The following is a 19,637-nucleotide window of genomic DNA, read 5'->3' on the forward strand; positions in this document are numbered from 1 at the left end:
TCCGGTCCGGCTTCAGTCCGGTGCTGCTTCAGTCCGGTTCCGGGGTCCGTCCGGGACATGATCGCAGAGGGCCCCGAGGGGGCGTTCCCGGTATCCCGGCGTCCGGCACGAGCGGTTCCGAGGCGTCACGGGCGAGATCCCTGACGACGGTCAGCAGCCGGCCGTCGTCCTCGGCGACGCCGGGTCGGCGTATCGTCCCAGTTCAGCGGCATGGGCCAGGGTCCGGAGACGCCACTTCGGGCCTTGCTCGACGCCCCGGCCGACGCTTTCGGCCTTCCCGCCGACCGGGTCAGGTCGCAATTGTGGGTCCGGCGGCGGATCCTGGCCCCATGGGAAACACCTATCGGGGCTGGGCGACAGTGATCGCCGACGGGATCGGAACGCCGGTCGAGGCCGATCTCTACGCGATTCAGGAAAAGGGCCGCCTTTCGGCCTGGCACGGCAGCCTCCACGCGGGCGCAGGCGCGAGCCCGTGGGCGGTGCGCGGCAAGATGCTGGACCTGCGGCTGCCCAACGGGCGGCAGGGGGAGTGCGTCATCACCAAGGTATTTCCGGAGACGGGACGGGCCGAAGTGACCGGAAACGGCCCGGTGCCCTTCGGATCGGAGCACGAGAGGTAGCCACAGAACCGAATCCCACGGGACCGAACCACACGCACCTCACCGCACCAGCCGAACCGCCTCAAGCCGCACCGCACCGGCCGGCAGCCGGCTGCGCGGAGAACGGCAGCCGCCCCGGTCCCTGGACGCAGGATCGGGGCGGCCGGACCCACTTGGCGAACTGTGCCTCCCGACAACCCGTGCGCTTCCGTGGGCCGCCCGGACCGGCGGGCAGGAGGCCCGCCGATCAGGCGTCCGGAGCAGCGCGGCGCCCAGGCCGCACGCGATGGGTCCCACCGTGCCCAACGGTCCCTCGGGCCCCCTGGGCACGTCACTCGATCGAGTGAATACTCCCTCCGCATATGACGGCCGGGATGCACCGTCAGCAGTCGAGGGAGAGCGGCGGTCGCCATATGCCGCCGTCCCCGGGGGTCCCGCTCGCGGTACCGAAGGTCAGCGGCACGAAGACGGCCCCGGCGTCGGTCTCGTTCCGGCTGCCGGTCCACAGGTCGATGCCCTGGAAGGCCTGACCGTCCACGAGGCTGACGGTGCGGGGCTGGCCGCCGCAGGAATTGGCGGAGAAGACCCGGCGGCCGTTCGCGGGCTGGCCGAAGCCGAGGTTCACGGGCGCGGTCCACGAGCCGTACAGGCTCGGGGCCGTCGCATACCCGGTTCCGGTTCCGGTGCAGTAGCCGCAGTTGGCGTCGGAGTAGGTCAGGACGTACCGCCCGGTGGCCGCGTCGTACCAGCCGCCCGGACTCTCGATGCGGGCCAGGCCGGCGACACCCTGGACGCCCGTGCCATCACCTCCCACACCCCAGGTGTTGAGCTCCTCGATGTTGAGTGCGGCGCTGCCCGGCATCGTGCACACCAGGGCCGGGCGGGCGCCGGGGGTCGCGCTGGAGATGAACCCGAAGTCACCGTTGCCCGCGCAGATGGTCAGTGACGGCTTGGTGTAGGAACCGTGCGGCGGGCCGGCGGTGGGGCCGCACGGGCCGAGGGGTCCGTTGCACCCCATGGCGTTGTACGCGTTGGCGTGGTTCCGGGCGTAGTCGGCCGGGGAGTTGAACCACAGGATGAAGGTGCCGTCGTTGCTGCCCCAGCCGGTGCGCTGGAGCATCCGCGCGTTGAAGCATCCGTAGGCCGATCCCCCGCCGCACTCGGTCTGCCACGTGGTGCTCGTCCACGGGTCGGTGTCCGCGGGCGAGAACAAGCGGACCGGCGTGGACCAGGGCCCGTTCAGGGACGGCGCGCTGGATGCCCCGAACCCGCACCACGTGCTGGGGACCTGCCACTGGAAACCGCAGTGGTACTGGGTTCCGTAGGCGTAGTAGGTGTCGCCGAACTTCTGGACTACCCCGTCGTGCAGGTCCAGCGAGAGCGGCAGGGTGAAGGCCGGTGGGGGTGGGTCGGCCTGGGACGCGGGCGCACCGGCACCCAGGAGGAGGGAGACGGCTAAGAGGACAAGAGCGGCGAGCAGGGCCCGGGTACGGGACACGACGCCTCCTGTTCCGATTGGAGAGTCGATCCGCGCGGCTTGCGCCCTCGTAAGATTACGTAAGTATCGGATATGAGGTCAAGATGATGAACCGTTATATTCCGTAAGATTCAGCAACTAAAGGCCATGGGTCGAGATTCGCTAGGGTCGTACTGCCGGATCTTGCTAACTTGTTGTCTGTTGTTGCCCGGCGTTTACCAGGAGAGCTGGAGTCGTGAATCGGGACCCCGAAGCGTGGAAGAGGCTCGGCAGGCTGCTCCGTGACGCTCGGGACCGACGGGGACTCACCCAGGCGAAGTTCGCCGACGAGGCCGGGGTCTCCGCCAAGGCCGTGTACAGCGCCGAGGCCGGAACGACGCCCATGAAGCAACTGCCGCGCACCGTCGTCAAGATCGCCGCGGCTCACGGCTGGACCCCCGAGAGCATCCATGCCGTGCTCGACGGCGGCGATCCGGTACTGGTCCACCGGGCCGGGCCGGCGGAGGAGCCGACAGCGGCTCAGGCGACCAGGGAGGTGGCACCCCTCAGGGGCCCCGGACTGATCGAACTGATGCCCAGGGTCTACGAGTTCGGTCGCCTGTGTTCGGCGCTCGGCGGGGACCCGGACCTGCGCGACGCCTTCGAGACCGCGGTCCAGCGGCTCGTCGAGTCGATCCCCCGCGAGGTCGTGGTGACGCAGGAGAGCCACCACCTGGCGGCCTACCGCCCCCACGCGGAGGGTGAGGGGCCCGCGAGCGACGACGAGGAGCGGATCCTGCGGGCGATGGAACGCGCTACGGAGTAGCCCACCGAGAACCCCGCCCCGTGCGCGACTCCGTCGGCCGTCTGCCCCTTCTCCACGGCAGACTGAAGGATTTCGGAAGGTTTCCTTCCATTAATCGCGCACTTGAGGTACATATGTTGATCTGTCAGGGTGCCTCCCACACGTCTGAAAGACGTAGGGGGACCTATGCCCTATTCGCCGGCCGCACTCCTGGACGAGATGCACATCCCCGTGGTGCGCGAGTGGCTCCGCGACACGTGGGGCGCCTGGTCACCGGTCCACCGGAAGATCGTCATCGCGGCGGGACTCAGCCCCGTCCAGGAACGGTGCGTCCTCGCGCACGAGCTCGAACACGTCCTCAGCGATGACGCGGCCTGCGGGTTCGGCGTCCTGAGCATCCATCAGGAGAGGCGGGCCGACATCGAGGCCGCCCGCAAACTCGTCGCCATATCGGACCTTGCCGAGGCGGCGCGGTGGGCTCCCGATGTCCGGACCGCGGCGGCCGGACTCGGCGTCACCGAACGCATCCTGCGGATCCGCCTCCACGACCTGCGCGGCGAAGGCTGGCCCTGGCCGGCCGCGGCGGAGCGGACCGAGAGGTACGGGTTCCCTCCGGTGCTGCCGGAGGGAACCCGTCCGTGATCAACGGATGCCGAGGGCGGCCAGCGCGCGGCGCTGCCCGGGGCTCGGGTGGGCGGGCCAGTAGACGTACGCGACACCGCCGGTCCCGCTGCTGACGTGGCCCGAGGCGTTGTAGCGCTTGGTCCGCAGCCAGATCGTCTCGAACTGGGCCCGCTTGTAGACATTGCGCACGGCGTCGTCGCTGGAGCAGGCCGGGTCGTTGGCCACCACATCGCCCTCCGCGGTGAAGCCGGCGATGCACATCAGGTGGCCGGAGGTGCCGTAGCCGGCGCCGTCGAGCTCGGTGGCGAGGAAGGACTGGGACGTTATCACCGGGATGCCGGCGCGGATCAGCCGTTCGACGTCGTTCAGCGAGTGCAGGCGCGTGATGATGCCCTGCAGGTCAGGGTAGGTGGCGGCGTAAGCGGCGTTGAACGGCCAGTTGCCGCAGCCCTTGTACTGGTTGTCGTACGTGAAGCGGGCCGCGTGGTCGACCTGCGGGTCCACGTACTCCGGGTTCACCCAGGTCAGGTCGGCCGCGGTGGGCTTACGGCCCCAGTACTCGATGACCATCTCCGACGAGGTCGGGCTGCACCAGGCCTCGCCGCCGTTGTCGTACTCCGGGTACTGGCCCTTGTGGATGTTCTGCGAGTAGCGCGGCACCGGGAGTTCGATCCCGGCGCCCGCGCCGGGCACCGAGACCGGGACCGTGAAGCGGTCCGGGATGGTGGAGGCCATGGCGCCCAGCCGCCAGAGGGTCGGGGTGAGCCGGCTGCCGGGCTTGCGGTAGAGGGTCACCCGCAACCGGTACGAGGCGAGCAGCGGTCCGGCCGCCGCGTCGTCGATGGAGAAGGTGTCGGTCCAGATGCTGCTTTTGCCGTCGGTCTGGTCGTCGACCGAGGTGCGCTTGATGTCGCCGTCCCCCGAGGCCCAGCGGCCCATGACGTAGGCGGGGGTCGCGGTGCCGTCGGTGTAGGTGCCGAGCAGCTCGACCTGGAGCCAGGTGCCGGCCGGGGTACGGGCGTTCCACGAGGAGATCAGCTCGCTCGCGGGGTGCCGGAGGGTGTGCACCGGGGAGGTCCAGGTCGCGGAGTCCCAGGTGGAGGTGGTGCCGGTGTGCGGGTCGGTGTAGTCGAGCGAGCCGCTGGGCCGGTCGATGACCAGGCCGGGCCGCACCCCCGGTACCGGGCGGGTGCCGCCGCGTTCGCCGCACCGCCAGTCGGTGTACGAGGTCCAGCCGGTGTAGTCCACCGGCGCGGTGTCGGCCGGCGTGCTGTGGTCGGCGCCCCGGTCCGTGGCCCCCGCCGCGCCGGTCCTCCCGGCGGCTCGCGGAGCGGCCGCGGCCTGGGTGGCGGGAGCGGCCGCAGTGGCGGCCACCGCGGCGAGCGCGGCGGCCAGGACGGTGCGCCGCGGAGCGGGTCTGGTCATGGCGGTGTTCCCCTCGCTGTGAACGACGGAGTCGGTCCGGCCGCATCGGCCGGCACGCGGCGGATGCGCCTTACTATCGCCGCTCTTCCGGCACTTCTGCCAGAGTTTCCGGCGCGCGCCACGGACCAACATTGGATCAGACCACTGGCGCCCCGCCGGACGAACACCCAGGTCCCGCGCGGCAGGTGGCCAGACCGGGGCCGGAATGCCCCCGAACCGGCCACCGCCGCGCCGCCGTCCCCGCCGTCGCCGCGCCCAGGTCGTGTCGTCGAACTCCCTAGCCCGGCAGGACGACGAGGTCACGGCCCGTCAGGTTCAACCGCTCGCCGCCGTTCTCGGTGCAGACCGCGATGTCCTCGATGCGGGCGCCGAACCGGTCGGGGAGGTAGATGCCGGGTTCGATGGAGAAGGCCATGCCCGGCTCCAGCGGGCGGCCGCTGCCCGCCACGATGTACGGCTCCTCATGGGTCTCCAGGCCGATGCCGTGCCCCGTGCGGTGGATGAAGTGCTCGCCGTACCCGGCGTCGGCGATGATGTCGCGGCCGACGGCGTCCAGCGCCTCGGCGGTGATCCCCGGGCGCACGGCCTCGACCTGCGCGTGCTGGGCGCGCTGCAGCACGTCGTACAGCTCCCGGAAGTCGGGGTGCGGCTCGCCGACGGCGTAGGTGCGCGTCGAGTCGGAGCAGTAACCGTCCTCGGTGGTGCCGCCGATGTCGACCACGACGGGATCGCCGGAGCGGACGACGCGGTCGGAGACCTCGTGGTGCGGGCTCGCACCGTTGGGTCCCGAGCCGACGATGACGAAGTCCACGGTCACGTGGTCGGTCGCGAGGATCGCGTCCGCGATGTCGCGGGCGATCTCGCGCTCGGTGCGGCCGGGCCGCAGCCACTCGCCGATCCTGCGGTGCACCCGGTCGATCGCGGCGCCCGCCCGGCGCAGCGCCGCGATCTCGGCCGGACTCTTGCGCATCCGCAGCTCCTGCAGCACCTCACCGGCCAGCACCGCTTCGGCCCCTGGCAGCGCGGCGGTGAAGGCGAGCAGCTTCTCGGCCCACATGTGGTTGTCGACGGCGACGCGCCGGGCGCCGGCCGGCAGCCTGCGGGCGATCAGCTCGTAGGCGTTGTCGGTCTCGGCGAAGCCGGTGATGTCGATACCGAGGGCGCCGACGGGCGAGGCCAGCGCGGCCGGCTGCTCCAGGGCGGGGACGACGAGGAACGCCTCGCCCTCGGTGGGCACCACCAGACAGGTGAGGCGCTCCAACGGCGGCGCCTGGTAGCCGGTGAGGTAGCGCAGATCGGCGCCGGGCGAGATGAGCAGGGCGTCCAGACCCGCGTCGGCGGCGGCCTTGCGGGCGAGTTCGAGGCGCTCGGCCGGATACAGCCCGGCGGCGGCGGAGGCGGAAGCGGAGGAGTCGGTCACGCGTCACACGGTAGACGCACCTGGCGCCGGGTGGAGGCCTGCCGGCAGGACCCGTCGGGACCCGGCCGCGCCGTACTCTGGGCCCGATGAACGATCACGCCGTTTCCGCCCCGGGCGACCCTCTCGTGGAGTTCGCCGCGCATCTGCGACAGCTGCCGCCGTCGTGCGGTCCGGTCCGGATCGTCGCGGTGGACGGGCATGCCGGCTCCGGCAAGACGACGTACGCCGCCCGGCTCGCCGAAGCGCTCGGCGGGGCGCCCGTCGTCCACCTGGACGATCTCGCCACCCATGACGAGCTGTTCGCGTGGACCGGCCGGCTGCGGGAGCAGGTGCTGGAGCCGCTGGCGGCCGGCCGGACGGCCCGGCACGGGGTCTACGACTGGACGCTGCGGCGCTTCGCCGGCGTACGCGAGGTGCCCCCGGCGCCCGTCGTCGTCCTGGAGGGCGTCGGGAGCGGACGGGCCGCCCTCCGCCCGCTGCTGGCGCATCTGCTGTGGCTCGAGGTCTCCCGGGACACGGCCAGGAACCGCGGGCGGCTGCGGGACGGCCCGGAGCTGGACGCGTTCTGGGCCTCCTGGATGCGGGCGCAGGACGCGCACTTCGTGTCCGATCCCTCACAGCCGTTCGCCGATCATCTGGTACTGCTGCGACCAGAGGGATACGAGATGCTTCCGGGGCCCGGGAGGCACTCCCGAACGCCATGATCGCTCACGGACAGTGAGCGATTACCGTCGGTGCGCTGCCACTGCGGAAGGGCCCCGACGGAGCCCTTCTGAGCGGCTTGACCGGGGGGGTGTACAGGAATTACGTTCTCAATACGCGGCCAGTGCGGGCCGCTCCCATGATCCGAAGCCCCCGGTTGTTCCCCCGTGACCGGGGGCTTCGCTGCGTCCCGACCCGGTTCGCCGGCCCCCTCGGGCCCCGTTTTCCTCACCCACTGTCACCACCCGGAGTCCGTGCGTCGAACGGCACGGAGCCGAGCGGAGCCCTGCGCCGCTCTACGGCACGCCGGTCATCGCAGGTACGATGCGAACGGGGTGCGGTCGCAGGTGGGGGCAGAACACCCCTGCGCCAACTCCCGTCCCGGTCCTCAGGGTTGGGACGGGAACAGCAGCAAGCCGCGGGGGAACGGTTGGTGGGGACCTGATGGACTTCGGGACAGAGCGCTCGGGCGCCCCCGCCGGCCTCGCCTGGCTGCGCGCCGTGGACGCCTACACCGTCGGGGCGTACGCGCAGGCCGAGGAGGAGTTCCGGGCCGCCGTCCGGCTCGATCCGGGCATGGCGGACGCCTGGCTGGGCCTGCACGCGCTGCGCGCGGACACCTCGACGGCGCTGCTCCAGATGTACCGCCACCGGGACCGTTTCGGCGAGGAGCGCAGGGCCCACCGCCGGTCGATCAACTCCTGGTACTGGCTCGGCTGGTGGGTGCAGCCGGTGCTGGAGTCCGACCGCGATCTGCTGCTCGCGCACGCCTCGCACTGGCTGGACGGCAGGCATGTCGCCGAGCTGGACCGGGCGCTGGCCGAGTGCCCGCCGGTCGACACCGACCGGCAGGTCCGCTTCCTGCACGCCTGCCGGGCCTATCTGGTCAAGGACTGGGAGCAGCTGGTCCGCAACACCGAGCCCCTGCTGGGCGATCCGGTGCTCGGTATCGAGGCGGGCCTGTTCGGCGGGATGGCCCGTGTCCGGCTGGAGCTGTGCGGGCAGGCCGAACCGCTGCTCGCCGCCGCGCTGATGCGCTGCCGCAGCGAGCAGCCGCAGCGCAAGGAGCTGCGCTACTGGCTGGCCCGCGCCTACGAGGGCACCGGCCGCACAGCCGCGGCGCTGCCGCTGTACCGAGCCGTGCACCGGGTGGACCCGGCCTTCATGGACACCGCCGCCCGGCTGGCGGCGATCAACGAGTCCGACGGGCTCGACGAGGGTGCGGGCGCCGGTCTGGCGGCCGTCTCGCTGACCGGCCTCGGCCAGGCCTCTCCCGACGTGCTGGACAGCCCGGACTCCGCGCTGCTGACGGGCGAGCCGATGGACGGCCGCGGCCCCGGCGCCGAGCTGGACGAGCCCGCGCTGACGCTCGGCCCGCCGGACGACGACGTACGGGAGAAGGCCGGTGTGCCGTCCATGGCCCTGCCGCCCCCGCTGTCGATGACGGCGCCGGACCCGATGCTGCTCGGCCAGGCGCTCGCCGAACTGGACCGCATGGTCGGCCTGGAGCCGGTGAAACGGCAGGTGCGGGCGTTGTCGGCGCAGCTGCGGATGGCCCGGTTGCGGGCCGGCCAGGGGCTGCCCGTGCAGCCCCCCAAGCGCCACTTCGTCTTCTCCGGCCCCTCCGGCACCGGCAAGACCACCGTGGCCCGGATACTCGGCCGGGTCTTCTACGCGCTGGGGCTGCTCGGCGGCGATCATCTCGTCGAGGCCCAGCGGTCCGACCTGGTGGGCGAGTTCCTCGGGCAGACCGCGGTCAAGGCCAACGAGCTGATCGATTCCGCGCTCGGCGGGGTGCTCTTCGTGGACGAGGCGTACGCCCTGTCCAACTCCGGCTACTCCAAGGGCGACGCCTACGGCGACGAGGCGCTCCAGGTGCTCCTCAAGCGCGCCGAGGACAACCGCGACCGCCTCGTGGTGATCCTCGCCGGCTATCCGGAGGGCATGGACCGGCTGCTGGCGGTGAACCCCGGGCTCAGCTCCCGCTTCACCACCCGGGTCGACTTCCCCAGCTACCGGCCGCTGGAGCTGACCCGGATCGGCGAGGTCCTCGCCGCGGACAACGGCGACCACTGGGACGAGGAGGCGCTGGAGGAGCTGCGGGCGATCAGCGCCCATGTCGTCGACCAGGGCTGGATAGACGAGCTGGGCAACGGCCGGCTGCTGCGCACCCTGTACGAGAAGAGCTGCGCCTACCGCGACCTGCGGCTGACGGACTACCCTGGCTCGCCCAGCCGCGACGATCTGTCGACGCTGCGGCTCCCGGACCTGATGCAGGCGTACGGCGAGGTGCTGTCAGGGCGCGGCCCGGGGGTGCCGCCGGGCGAACCGGCCGAGTAGCACCGGCCCGCCACGGCGGTCGAGGGCTGCCGGTCAGGCCCGTCCGGCGATCGTCGGCAGCTCGCGGTGGGCCGGGTCGCGGACCTCCCCGACCAGCATCTCCAGGACGTCCTCCAGCGCGACCAGCCCGATCGGGTGCCCGTCGGCGTCGGCGACCGCCGCCAGGTGCGAGGCCGCGCGCCGCATCTGCGTGAGCGCGTCGTCCAGCGGCAGGTCGGCGCGGAGCGTCGCCATGGGGCGCCAGAGCCGCTGCGGTACCGGGTGACTGCCGTCCTCGACGTCCAGGACGTCCTTGACGTGCAGATAACCCAGAAAGGCGCTGTCGGGGCCGACGACCGGGAACCGTGAGTACCCGGTGTGCACGGTCAGTTCCTCGACCTGGCGCGGGGTCACCGACGGATCCACCGTGATCAGCTCGGCGGGGCGCAGCAGTACTTCGGTGACCGGGCGGGTGCCCAGTTCCAGGGCGTCCTCCAGGCGTTCCTGCTCGTCGTGGTCGAGCAGCCCGGCCCGCCGGGCGTCCTCGACGAGCACCGTCAGCTCCTCGCTGGTGAAGACGGAGTCGACCTCGTCCTTGGGCTCGACCCGGAACAGCCTCAGGATCAGCCGCGCGCAACTGCCCAGCACCGTGATCACCGGCCGGAACACCCGGGCGAAGGCGACGAGTCCGGGGCTGAGCCACAGCGCGGTCTTCTCCGGGGCGGCCATCGCCAGGTTCTTCGGCACCATCTCGCCGATCACCAGGTGCAGCGAGACCACCACCGCGAGCGCCAGCACGTACCCGACGGGGTGCACGAGCCCTTCGGGCATCCGGACCGCCTCGAAGAGCGGTTCCAGCAGGTGGGCGATGGTCGGTTCGGCGACGGCGCCCAGGGTGAGCGAGCAGACGGTGATGCCGAACTGGGCCGCCGCCATCATGCGCGGCAGGTTCTCCAGCCCGTACAGGACGGTACGGGCCCGCCGGTGTTCCGCGGCGAGCGGTTCGATCTGGCTGCGGCGTACCGAGACCAGGGCGAACTCCGCGCCGACGAAGAAGCCGTTGGCGAGCACCAGCAGGGCGGCGAAGAGCAGTTGGAGGATGCTCATCGGGCGGCCCCCCGCTCGTCGTGGGCACCGTCGGCGGTACCGGTGCGCACGATGCGCACCCGCTCCGCGCGGTGGTGGGAGACCTCCCGCACGCGCAGCTGCCAGCCGGGCAGCTCCGCGATGTCACCGGGCTCGGGGATCCGCGCCAGCAGGTCGGCGACGAGCCCGGCGACCGTCTCGTACGGTCCCTCCGGTGCCTGCAGCCCGATCCGGGCGAGGATGTCCACCCGGCAGCCGCCGTCGGCGTCCCAGGCCGGCAGGCCGTCCTCGGCCGGGGCCTGCGCCAGTTCCGGCAGGTCCGCGGCGTCGTGCTCGTCGCGCACCTCGCCGACGAGTTCCTCGATGATGTCCTCCAGGGTCACGACGCCGGCCGTGCCGCCGTACTCGTCGACGACGACGGCGATCGGCTGCTGGCTGCGCAGCAGTTGCAGCAGCTGCCGCCCCGCCAGCGTCTCGGGGACCAGCAGGGGCGAGACCGCGATCCGGCCCACCGGGGTGCGGTCGCGCAGCGGGGCGGCGACGGCGAGGGCGTCCTTGAGGTGGACCATGCCGATGATGTCGTCGAGACGCTCCCGGTAGACCGGGAAGCGCGACAGGCCGGTGGCCCGGGTGAGGTTGAGGACGTCGGCGGCGGTGGCGGTGTCCTCCAGCGCGCTGACCCGGACCCGTGGCGTCATCACGTTGGCGGCCGTCAGGTCGCCGAGCGAGAGGGTACGGACGAACAGGTCGGCGGTGTCCTGCTCCAGGGTGCCGGCCTGCGCCGAGTGCCGGGCGAGCGAGACCAGTTCGCTGGGGGTGCGGGCCGAGGCCAGCTCGTCGGCCGGCTCGACACCGAGCATCCGCACCAGCCGGTTGGCGATGCGGTTGAGCACTTCGATGACCGGCCGGAAGACCGTGGAGAAGACCCGCTGCGGGCCGGCCACGAACCGGGCCACCCGCAGCGGGTGGGAGACCGCCCAGTTCTTGGGGACGAGCTCGCCGACGACCATCTGTACGGCCGAGGCGAGCATCATGCCGATGACGACGCCGACCCCGGGGGCCGCGCGCTCGGGCAGCCCGACCGAGGTGAGCGGGCCGGTGAGCAGCTGGGCCAGGGCCGGTTCGGCGAGCATGCCGACCACCAGCGAGGTGATGGTGATGCCCAGCTGGGTGCCGGAGAGCTGGAACGACAGCTTCCGCAGCGCGGCCACCACGCTCCGGGCCCGGCGGTCGCCCTCGGCGGCGGCACGTTCCGCGGCCGGCCGGTCGACGGTCACGAGACCGAATTCGGCGGCGACGAAGAAGCCGTTGGCGAGGATCAGGACGAATGCCGCACACAGCAGCAACCACGAGGTGCTCATGCCGCCGCTCCGGGAATCACGAGAACTCCGCTGGAGGGAGGGGCGGCGCAGGTACTACCAGACGATTTGGACATCGTCGTTTGGGTGTCACTCCTTGGGTCGGTGGGGCCCCGCGGGCAGTCTCGGAAAGCACTGCCCGACTCCAGAGTAATCAAGAGCGGGGCTCGGTCGGCAGCCCTATCCGGCGCTCGGCCGCCCTGTGCCGCGCGCTTCGGCCAGCGCCCGCAACTGGCGGGCGGCGCGGACCGCCTGGTCCCGGCCGCCACCGGGCTGGATGCCCATGGCGGCCAGGCTGGTGCCGTCGGTCAGGTCGAGATAGACCCACGGGTCGCCGGTCCGCAGATTGACCCTGACCACCTCGGCCCATTCCAGCCGGCGGCTGGCGACCAGGTTCACCACGGTGATCCCGTTGTCGTCGGCGACCACCTTGGGCCGGCTGAGCACCGCCAGCAGCGCGAAGATCAGCAGCCCGGTGACGATCATGGTGGCCCGGTCCCCCGGGCCCCAGGGCTGCGCTCCGCCGCTGGGCATCATCAGGGCGACGACGGTGAGCACGACGAGCAGCCCCGCCCCGACCGTCAGCAGCACCACGCGGGTGCGGACCGGACGGAAGGTGACGGGCAGCTCGGGCAGGACCGCGGCGTCGGACGGGCCGGATTTGCCGGACATCACAGGCGGGCGGCGTGGATGCCGGTGGTGAGGATCGCCCGGGCGCCGAGCTCGTACAGCTCGTCCATGATCCGCTGGGCGTCGCGGCTGGGGACCATGGCGCGGACGGCGACCCACCCCTCGTGGTGCAGCGGCGAGACGGTCGGCGACTCCAGGCCCGGGGTGAGGGCCACGGCCCGCTCGACCTGCTCCACGCGGATGTCGTAGTCCATCATCACGTAGCGGCGGGCGACGAGGACGCCCTGCAGCCGGCGCAGGAACTGCGCGACCTTGGGGTCCTCGCCGTCCACACCGGTACGCCGGATGACGACGGCCTCGGACTCCATGATCGGCTCGCCGAAGACCGCCAGGCCCGCGTTGCGCAGCGAGGTGCCGGTCTCGACGACGTCCGCGATGACCTGGGCGACGCCCAGCTGGATCGCGGTCTCGACGGCGCCGTCCAGGTGCACGACGGAGGCGTCGATGCCGTTGTCCGCGAGGTGCTTCTCGACGACGCCCTCGTAGGAGGTGGCGACCGTCATGCCGCCGAGGTCCTTCACCGACTCCGCCGTACCGGGCTCCGCGGCGTAGCGGAACGTGGAGCGGGCGAAGCCGAGCTGCAGGATCTCCTCGGCGTCCGCGCCCGAGTCCAGCAGCAGGTCGCGGCCGGTGATGCCGATGTCGAGCCGGCCGGAGCTGACGTAGATCGCGATGTCGCGCGGCCGCAAGTAGAAGAACTCCACCTCGTTGTCGGTGTCGACGAGAACGAGCTCCTTGGACTCCTTGCGCTGCCGGTAGCCGGCCTCATGGAGCATCGCCGACGCAGGCCCGGAGAGTGAACCCTTGTTGGGAACGGCGATGCGCAGCATGAGGACAGCTTCCTTTGCGTTTCGGGGTGTTCGGGACGCGAGCGGGGATGCGGGTGCCGGCTCAGAGATGAGCGTAGACGTCGTCCAGGGAGATTCCCCGGGCGACCATCATCACCTGCAGGTGGTAGAGGAGCTGGGAGATCTCCTCGGCGGTGCGGTCGGCGCCTTCGTACTCGGCGGCCATCCACACCTCGGCGGCCTCTTCGACCACCTTCTTGCCGATCGCATGCACACCGCTGCCCACCAGCTCGGCGGTGCGCGAGGTACTGGGGTCGCCGGTGGCGGCCTTGTGCTGGAGCTCGGTGAAGAGCTCCTCAAATGTCTTCTTGGCCATGGTGGCTCACACCCTACGCGGAAGTGCCGGACGCTCAGCGCCAGGGTTCGGATACTGAACGCAGGATGGTCGCGGTGGCCACCGCGGCGGTGACCGCTTCGTGGCCCTTGTCCTCGTTCGACCCGGGCAGACCGGCCCGGTCCAGCGCCTGCTCCTCGGTGTCACAGGTCAGCACGCCGAAGCCGACGGGCACCCCGGTGTCCACGCTGACCTGGGTGAGGCCGGCGGTGACACCGTGGCTGACGTACTCGAAGTGCGGGGTGCCGCCGCGGATGATCACGCCGAGGGCGACGATCGCGTCGTAGCCGCGGCCGGCCAGCACCTTGGCGACGACCGGCAGCTCGAAGCTGCCGGGCACCCGCAGGACGGTCGGCTCGTCGATGCCCAGTTCGGTCAGGGCGCGCAGCGCGCCCTCGACCAGGCCGTCCATGACCTGGACGTGCCACTGGGCGGCGATCACTGCCACGCGCAGGTCACCGCAGTTCTTCACGGTCAGCTCGGGGGCGCCCTTACCGCTCACGTCTCTCCTCAGTTCCGGTGTTCGTCGTGCATGTCGTACGGGGTGCTGGGGTGGTGCGGGTCCTACTGGTTGCCGCAGGGGCTGGTCACGACCGGGTCGAGCCACGGCAGGTCGTGGCCCATCCGGTCCCGCTTGGTGCGCAGGTACCGCAGATTGTGCTCCCCGGCCTCGATCGCCATCGGCTCGCGGGCGAGGACCTTCAGGCCGTGGCGGGTGAGCGCGTCGACCTTCTCCGGGTTGTTCGTCAGCAGCCGCACGGAGCGCACACCGAGGTCGGTGAGCATCTGCGCGGCGGCGCCGTAGTCGCGGGCGTCGGCGGGCAGGCCGAGCTCCAGGTTGGCGTCCAGGGTGTCGCGGCCGCGCTCCTGGAGTTCGTAGGCGCGCAGCTTCGACAGCAGGCCGATGCCGCGGCCCTCGTGGCCCCGCAGATAGACCACGACACCGCGGCCCTCGGAAGCCACCCTTTCGAGCGATGCCTGGAGCTGCGGTCCGCAGTCGCAGCGCTGCGAGCCGAAGACGTCGCCGGTGAGGCATTCGGAGTGCACCCGCACCAGGACGTCGTCGCCGTCGGTCAGCGCGCCGGTCGCGTCCAGGTCACCGGCGATGAGCGCGATGTGCTCGATGCCGTCGGTGGTGCTGCGGTAGCCGTACGCCCGGAAGTCGCCGAAGGCGGTCGGCAGCCGGGTCGCGGCCTCGCGGCGCACGGTGGGCTCGGCCGCCCGGCGGTAGGCGATCAGATCCTCTATGGAGATGATCGACAGGCCGTGCTTGCGGGCGAACGGCACCAGCTCGGGGAGCCGGGCCATGGTGCCGTCCTCGCGGGCGATCTCCACGATGGCCGCGGCCGGCCGCAGCCCCGCCAGCCGCGCCAGGTCGACGCCCGCCTCGGTGTGGCCGTTGCGGACCAGGACGCCGCCCGGACGGGCGCGCAGCGGGAAGACATGGCCGGGGCGTACGAAGTCGCCGGCGACGGAGGAGGGGTCGGCGAGCATCCGGATGGTGGTGGCCCGGTCGGCGGCGGAGATGCCGGTGCTCACGCCGTGCGCGGCGCTCGCGTCGACCGAGACGGTGAACGCCGTCTTCATCGACTCGGTGTTGGCCTCGACCATCTGCGGCAGTTCCAGCCGGTCGAGCTCCGGGACCTCCATCGGCACGCAGATCAGCCCGCGGCACTCGGTCATCATGAAGGCGACCAGCTCGGGGGTGGCCTTCTCGGCGGCGATGATGAGATCGCCCTCGTTCTCACGGTCCTCGTCGTCGACCACGACGACGGGACGGCCTGCGGCGATGTCGGCGATGGCCCGTTCCACCGGGTCCAGCGTGAGATCACCGTCGTTGTCGGCGTACCAGGTCTGCAGCGCGGTCATGCTGTGGCTCCATCCGGGACGGTCCCGCTCGGCGCCCTGTCGGTCCGGGTCTGCAGCCACCAGGCGCGCATACCGAAGACGACGAGGACGAAGTAGATGACGTAGACCAGACCCGAGAAGGCCAGCCCGTTGTTGAAGGCAAGGGGGACGCCGACCACGTCGACGGCGAGCCACGCGAACCAGAACTCCACCCAGCCGCGGGCCTGGGCGACCATCGCGGTCAGCGTGCCGACGAAGATGTACGCGTCGGGCCACGGATCCCAGGACAGCTTCGGGTAGGCGGTGAACAGCAGCGCCAGGGCGACGGTGCCCGCGGCGGTACCGGCCACCAGCCAGGCCCGCTCGGTCCAGGTCGCGAACCGGATCGCCAGCCGGCCCTCGGTGGCTCCGCCGCGCCGCCACTGCGCCCAGCCCCACACCGCGACGGTGACGACCACGAGCTGCTTGCCGATACCGCCGCTGAGGTGCGCGGAGGCGTACGCGGCGACCAGCACGACGCCGGAGAGCAGCTGTACCGGCCAGGTCAGCATCGAGCGGCGCCAGCCGAGCGCGAGGGCGCCCAGTCCGAGCAGGTTGCCCGCCATGTCCGACCAGAGGATGTGCTGGTCGAACACGGTGAACGCCTCGCTGTTGAGCCAGTCGAGCGCACTCATGGGGTGGTCTCCGTCCGGTCCGCGCCGAGCAGCCGCTCGACGTACTTGGCGAGTACGTCCACCTCGAGGTTGACCGGGTCGCCGGGCTGCTTGAAGCCGAGCGTGGTGAGCGCGAGGGTGGTCGGGATGAGGCTGATGGTGAAGTAGTCGGGGCCCGCGTCGACCACGGTGAGGCTGATGCCGTCAACCGTGATCGAGCCCTTCTCGACGACGTAACGGGCCAGTTCCGCGGGCAGCGAGACCTTGACGATCTCCCAGTGCTCGGCCGGCCTGCGTTCGAGGATGGTTCCGGTGCCGTCCACGTGGCCCTGGACGAGGTGGCCGCCGAGGCGTCCGCCGAGCGCCATCGGGCGCTCCAGGTTGACGCGGGAGCCGGCGGCCAGCGCGCCGAGGCTGGAGCGCTTGAGGGTCTCGGCCATCACGTCGGCGGTGAACTCGCCGTCCCCGAAGTCCACGACGGTGAGACAGACGCCGTTGACGGCGATCGAGTCGCCGTGCTTGGCGCCTTCGGTGACGACGGGGCCGCGCACGCGGAAGCGAGCGGAGTGAGTGGGGGTCCCCCCAGCGGTAGCTGGGGGAGCTTCGGCCAGCTCCTCGACTGCGGTGATCTCGCCCAGTTCTTCGACGATTCCGGTGAACACTCAGTTCTCCTCGACGTGCGGATATGCGGTGATGCGGAGGTCGGGACCGATGCGGACCGTCTCGGTCACATCGAGCCGCAACGCCTGCGTGATGGTGGTGATTCCGGCGTCGGCCAGTGCGGCCGGTCCGGCGCCGAGCAGGACGGGGGCGAGATAGCCGACGACCTTGTCGACCGCGCCCGCGGCCACGAAGGCGCCGGCCAGGGTCGGGCCGCCCTCCAGGAGCACGGAGCGGACCCCGCGCTCGTACAGGGCGGTGAGCAGGTCGGGGATGTCCAGCCCGGGACCGGCGGCCGCGCGGGGCAGCCGGACGGTCTCGGCGAGGCCGTCCAGGTGCGCGGTCCCGGTGTCCTGGGCGACCGCGATCAGGGTGGGTGCGGCGCCGTCCAGGACCCTGGCGCCGGGCTTGACGGTGGCGGCGGTGTCGACGACGACCCGCAGCGGCTGGGTGGCGCCGTCCAGGCCGCGCACCGCGAGGTGCGGGTCGTCGGCGCGCAGGGTGCCGGAGCCGGCGACGACGGCGTCCGCCTCGGCGCGCAGCCGGTGGACGTCGGCGCGGGACTCGGCGGAGGTGATCCAGCGGCTGGTGCCGTCGGCGGCGGCGATCCGGCCGTCGAGGGTGCTGGCGTACTTCCACACCACGAAGGGGCGGCGGCGGGCGAGGGTGGTCAGCCAGACCTCGTTGCCGCGGGCGGCCTCGGCGGCGAGCAGCCCGCCCTCGACGTCGATCCCGGCGGCGCGCAGGGTGGCGGCGCCGCCGGTGGCGTCGGGGTTCGGGTCGGCGACCGCGTAGACGACGCGGGCGATGCCGGCCTCGATGAGGGCCTGGGAGCAGGGGCCGGTCCGGCCGGTGTGGTTGCAGGGTTCGAGGGTGACCAGCGCGGTGCCGCCCCTGGCGGCCTCTCCGGCCGCGCGCAGCGCGTGGACCTCGGCGTGCGGGCCGCCGGCCCGCTGGTGCCAGCCCTCGCCGACGGTGCGGCCCGCGGCGTCCAGGACGACGCAGCCGACGACGGGGTTGGGGCTGGTGGAGCCGAGCCCGCGGGCGGCGAGCTCGATGGCTCGGCGCATTGCCGCGATGTGGGCCGGAACAGCTGTGGCCACCGGGTCCTCCTGCCTCTTCGGGCACGGACTCCGGGGCTGTCACGAAGACAGGAAGCGGACAGTTGCACCAGGAGACGCCGAGGCCGGAAACACGGTTCGCCCGAGGACGAGCCGACAGCAGCGGCGCACCGGTGATTGCCCGCCGCGCACTGCCTCCCATCCGGACTTTCACCGTCGGTCCAGGAATTTCACCTGGTCAACCGGCCGCTGGCTGCGGTCGGGTCGCGGACTGTAACCGCCGGTTCGGAATTACACCGACCCCGGAGTGCGCAAACGTCACTGATACATCCCTCAGTCTGCCACGTCCGATCACAGCACCGGTAGAGAGGCGACTGTGCTCTGGCTCACGAGAGGGGCCGCCGCACGGCCCGGCAGGGGTTCCACAGGGGCGGCCGCCACCGGACGGGCGTTCACGGCGCGGGGGCGAACAGGACTTCCTGGGCGGCGTCCATGGCGGAGAGCACCGCGCCGCGCAGCACCGCGCTGCCGGTGACGGTGCCGGCCCGTACGTCGGTGCTCAGCGGCGACATCAGCGGGAGCCGCTCCGCGACCCTTCCGGCCAGCGCCTCGCCGCCGGCCCGGCCGATCTCCCCGGCCAGCACCACGCAGCCGGGGTCGAGGACCGCGCAGACCGCGGCGGCGCCGATGGAGATCCGGTCGGCGAGCTCGTCCAGGAACGCTTCGCTGCGCTCCCCCGGCCCGGGTCCGCGGGCCCAACGGACGGCGGCCTCGGCCGTGTCGACACCGTCGCCGGGGTCGGGGAAGCCGTGCCGGCGCGCGAGCGCGCAGACCGCGGCGGACCCGGCCAGCGAGTGGAACCCGCCCTCGCAGTCGGCGACGGACGGCAGCCGCGAGGTGCCGGGCACCGGCAGGAAGCCGATCTCGCCGGTACCGCCCGAGGCGCCGCGCCGTAGCTGACCGTCGAGCACGACGGCCGCGCCGACGCCCGCGCCGAGCCACAGCAGGACGAAGGTCTGCTGGCCGCGTGCGGCGCCGACGCGCTGCTCCGCGATCGCGGCCAGGTTGCACTCGTTCTCCAGCAGGACCGGGATGCCGAGCCGGCCGCGCACCTCGGTGACGATGTCGCCGTGCCAGGCGGGCAGATCGCCGGTGGCGCGGAGCTGGCCGGTGTCGGGGTCGACGAGGCCCGGCGCCCCGAAGGCGACGGTGTGCAGCGCTCCGACGCCCGCCTCGCGTGCGGTGCGCTCCAGCAGGGCGGTTCCGCGCCGTGTCACCTGCTCCGGGTCGTCGGACGGGCCGACGGGCATGGCCGCGACGCCGACGGTGCGGCCGAGCAGATCGGCCACGGTGATGCCGATGCTGTAGGTGCGGATGTCCACTCCGGCGATGTACGCGCGGTCGGCGACGATCGCGTAGAGCCGGGCGTTGGGGCCGCGGCGGTCCTCCCCCGAGGTGCCGACGACCTCGATCAACCCGGCGTCCTGGAGCCGCTCGACGAGGTCCGCGACGCTGGGCCGGGAGAGCCCGGTGAGGTTCTTCAGCTGGGCGGCGGTCAGCGGCCCTTCGCTCTGCAGCAGCCCCAGCGCGAGGCGGTCGTTGATGACACGGGCCGTGCGCGGCGAGGCGGTTGGGCCGGTGGGCGCGAGGCCGGTGTGCGCGCGGGTGGCGGTCATGCCGGGATCCTTCCAGACACGGGCTGCCGAACGGGCATCCGAAAAGCCGTTTCTATCAGGCAGGCTCCCTGAT

The 19,637-nt window shown here is 72.1% G+C and carries 19 protein-coding genes and 1 riboswitch; of the genes, 5 read left to right on the forward strand and 14 right to left on the reverse strand.

Annotated features, from left to right (window positions below; all coding sequences use genetic code 11):
* Nucleotides 1–329 precede the first annotated feature (329 nt).
* Nucleotides 330–620, forward strand: coding sequence for a hypothetical protein (locus AC07DC_RS17810; RefSeq protein ID WP_478915355.1), 291 nt, complete (start codon nucleotides 330–332; stop codon nucleotides 618–620).
* Nucleotides 621–981: 361 nt separating this feature from the next.
* On the opposite strand, the gene AC07DC_RS17815 is transcribed toward AC07DC_RS17810, so the two are convergent.
* Nucleotides 982–2,097, reverse strand: a complete 1,116-nt coding sequence (locus tag AC07DC_RS17815; protein ID WP_478915356.1) for a glycoside hydrolase family protein — start codon at nucleotides 2,095–2,097, stop codon at nucleotides 982–984.
* A gap of 214 nt (nucleotides 2,098–2,311) precedes the next feature.
* Between AC07DC_RS17815 and AC07DC_RS17820 the strand changes: the two genes are divergently transcribed.
* Both AC07DC_RS17820 and AC07DC_RS17825 read left to right on the forward strand, forming a co-directional pair.
* Complete coding sequence (locus AC07DC_RS17820) at nucleotides 2,312–2,881, forward strand: helix-turn-helix domain-containing protein (protein ID WP_478915357.1); 570 nt, start codon at nucleotides 2,312–2,314, stop codon at nucleotides 2,879–2,881.
* Between the two features lie 165 nt (nucleotides 2,882–3,046).
* Nucleotides 3,047–3,502 carry an ImmA/IrrE family metallo-endopeptidase gene (locus AC07DC_RS17825; protein WP_478915358.1) on the forward strand — a complete coding sequence of 152 codons (456 nt, stop codon included), beginning with the start codon at nucleotides 3,047–3,049 and terminating at the stop codon, nucleotides 3,500–3,502.
* On the opposite strand, the gene AC07DC_RS17830 is transcribed toward AC07DC_RS17825, so the two are convergent.
* Together AC07DC_RS17830 and AC07DC_RS17835 are read right to left on the reverse strand one after the other, a co-directional pair.
* The gene (locus AC07DC_RS17830) at nucleotides 3,503–4,909 is read right to left on the reverse strand and encodes a peptidase C39 family protein (protein WP_478915359.1); all 1,407 of its coding nucleotides are present in this window, start codon (nucleotides 4,907–4,909) and stop codon (nucleotides 3,503–3,505) included.
* A gap of 277 nt (nucleotides 4,910–5,186) precedes the next feature.
* Nucleotides 5,187–6,329, reverse strand: a complete 1,143-nt coding sequence (locus tag AC07DC_RS17835; RefSeq protein ID WP_478915360.1) for a M24 family metallopeptidase — start codon at nucleotides 6,327–6,329, stop codon at nucleotides 5,187–5,189.
* A gap of 86 nt (nucleotides 6,330–6,415) precedes the next feature.
* Between AC07DC_RS17835 and AC07DC_RS17840 the strand changes: the two genes are divergently transcribed.
* The gene (locus AC07DC_RS17840; RefSeq protein WP_478915361.1) at nucleotides 6,416–7,033 is read left to right on the forward strand and encodes a uridine kinase family protein; all 618 of its coding nucleotides are present in this window, start codon (nucleotides 6,416–6,418) and stop codon (nucleotides 7,031–7,033) included.
* A gap of 442 nt (nucleotides 7,034–7,475) precedes the next feature.
* Nucleotides 7,476–9,371: an AAA family ATPase gene (locus tag AC07DC_RS17845; protein ID WP_478915362.1), complete on the forward strand. Its 1,896-nt coding sequence runs from the start codon at nucleotides 7,476–7,478 to the stop codon at nucleotides 9,369–9,371.
* A 33-nt stretch (nucleotides 9,372–9,404) separates the two neighbouring features.
* Here the strand turns inward: AC07DC_RS17845 and AC07DC_RS17850 are convergent, their stop codons facing one another.
* The 11 genes from AC07DC_RS17850 to AC07DC_RS17900 all read right to left on the reverse strand — a co-directional run bounded on the left by AC07DC_RS17850 (nucleotide 9,405) and on the right by AC07DC_RS17900 (nucleotide 19,564).
* Nucleotides 9,405–10,457: a hemolysin family protein gene (locus AC07DC_RS17850; RefSeq protein WP_478915363.1), complete on the reverse strand. Its 1,053-nt coding sequence runs from the start codon at nucleotides 10,455–10,457 to the stop codon at nucleotides 9,405–9,407.
* Nucleotides 10,454–11,797, reverse strand: coding sequence for a hemolysin family protein (locus AC07DC_RS17855; RefSeq protein WP_478915364.1), 1,344 nt, complete (start codon nucleotides 11,795–11,797; stop codon nucleotides 10,454–10,456). Before AC07DC_RS17855 ends, AC07DC_RS17850 begins: the two co-directional genes overlap by 4 nt.
* 177 nt (nucleotides 11,798–11,974) lie before the next feature.
* The gene (locus AC07DC_RS17860; RefSeq protein ID WP_478915365.1) at nucleotides 11,975–12,466 is read right to left on the reverse strand and encodes a PH domain-containing protein; all 492 of its coding nucleotides are present in this window, start codon (nucleotides 12,464–12,466) and stop codon (nucleotides 11,975–11,977) included.
* Nucleotides 12,466–13,314: an ATP phosphoribosyltransferase gene (hisG, locus tag AC07DC_RS17865; protein WP_478915366.1), complete on the reverse strand. Its 849-nt coding sequence runs from the start codon at nucleotides 13,312–13,314 to the stop codon at nucleotides 12,466–12,468. Before hisG ends, AC07DC_RS17860 begins: the two co-directional genes overlap by 1 nt.
* Nucleotides 13,315–13,375: 61 nt before the next feature.
* Nucleotides 13,376–13,648: a phosphoribosyl-ATP diphosphatase gene (locus AC07DC_RS17870; RefSeq protein ID WP_138353026.1), complete on the reverse strand. Its 273-nt coding sequence runs from the start codon at nucleotides 13,646–13,648 to the stop codon at nucleotides 13,376–13,378.
* A gap of 34 nt (nucleotides 13,649–13,682) precedes the next feature.
* Nucleotides 13,683–14,168 carry a 6,7-dimethyl-8-ribityllumazine synthase gene (ribH, locus tag AC07DC_RS17875; protein WP_478915367.1) on the reverse strand — a complete coding sequence of 162 codons (486 nt, stop codon included), beginning with the start codon at nucleotides 14,166–14,168 and terminating at the stop codon, nucleotides 13,683–13,685.
* A gap of 62 nt (nucleotides 14,169–14,230) precedes the next feature.
* The gene (locus AC07DC_RS17880) at nucleotides 14,231–15,535 is read right to left on the reverse strand and encodes a bifunctional 3,4-dihydroxy-2-butanone-4-phosphate synthase/GTP cyclohydrolase II (RefSeq protein WP_478915368.1); all 1,305 of its coding nucleotides are present in this window, start codon (nucleotides 15,533–15,535) and stop codon (nucleotides 14,231–14,233) included.
* On the reverse strand, nucleotides 15,532–16,188 hold the full coding sequence (locus AC07DC_RS17885; protein ID WP_478915369.1) for a nicotinamide mononucleotide transporter family protein: 657 nt from the start codon (nucleotides 16,186–16,188) through the stop codon (nucleotides 15,532–15,534). The genes AC07DC_RS17880 and AC07DC_RS17885 overlap by 4 nt, the downstream gene beginning before the upstream one ends.
* The gene (locus AC07DC_RS17890) at nucleotides 16,185–16,829 is read right to left on the reverse strand and encodes a riboflavin synthase (RefSeq protein ID WP_478915370.1); all 645 of its coding nucleotides are present in this window, start codon (nucleotides 16,827–16,829) and stop codon (nucleotides 16,185–16,187) included. Before AC07DC_RS17890 ends, AC07DC_RS17885 begins: the two co-directional genes overlap by 4 nt.
* Nucleotides 16,830–17,897 (reverse strand): bifunctional diaminohydroxyphosphoribosylaminopyrimidine deaminase/5-amino-6-(5-phosphoribosylamino)uracil reductase RibD, encoded by a 1,068-nt coding sequence (ribD, locus tag AC07DC_RS17895; protein WP_478915602.1) that lies wholly within the window; start codon nucleotides 17,895–17,897, stop codon nucleotides 16,830–16,832. It lies immediately after the preceding gene.
* Nucleotides 17,898–18,072: 175 nt separating this feature from the next.
* Nucleotides 18,073–18,203: riboswitch (FMN riboswitch) on the reverse strand.
* Between the two features lie 137 nt (nucleotides 18,204–18,340).
* Nucleotides 18,341–19,564, reverse strand: coding sequence for an ROK family transcriptional regulator (locus AC07DC_RS17900; protein ID WP_478915371.1), 1,224 nt, complete (start codon nucleotides 19,562–19,564; stop codon nucleotides 18,341–18,343).
* Nucleotides 19,565–19,637 lie beyond the last annotated feature (73 nt).

It is taken from the genome of Streptomyces sp. NPDC045021, from assembly GCF_056432645.1.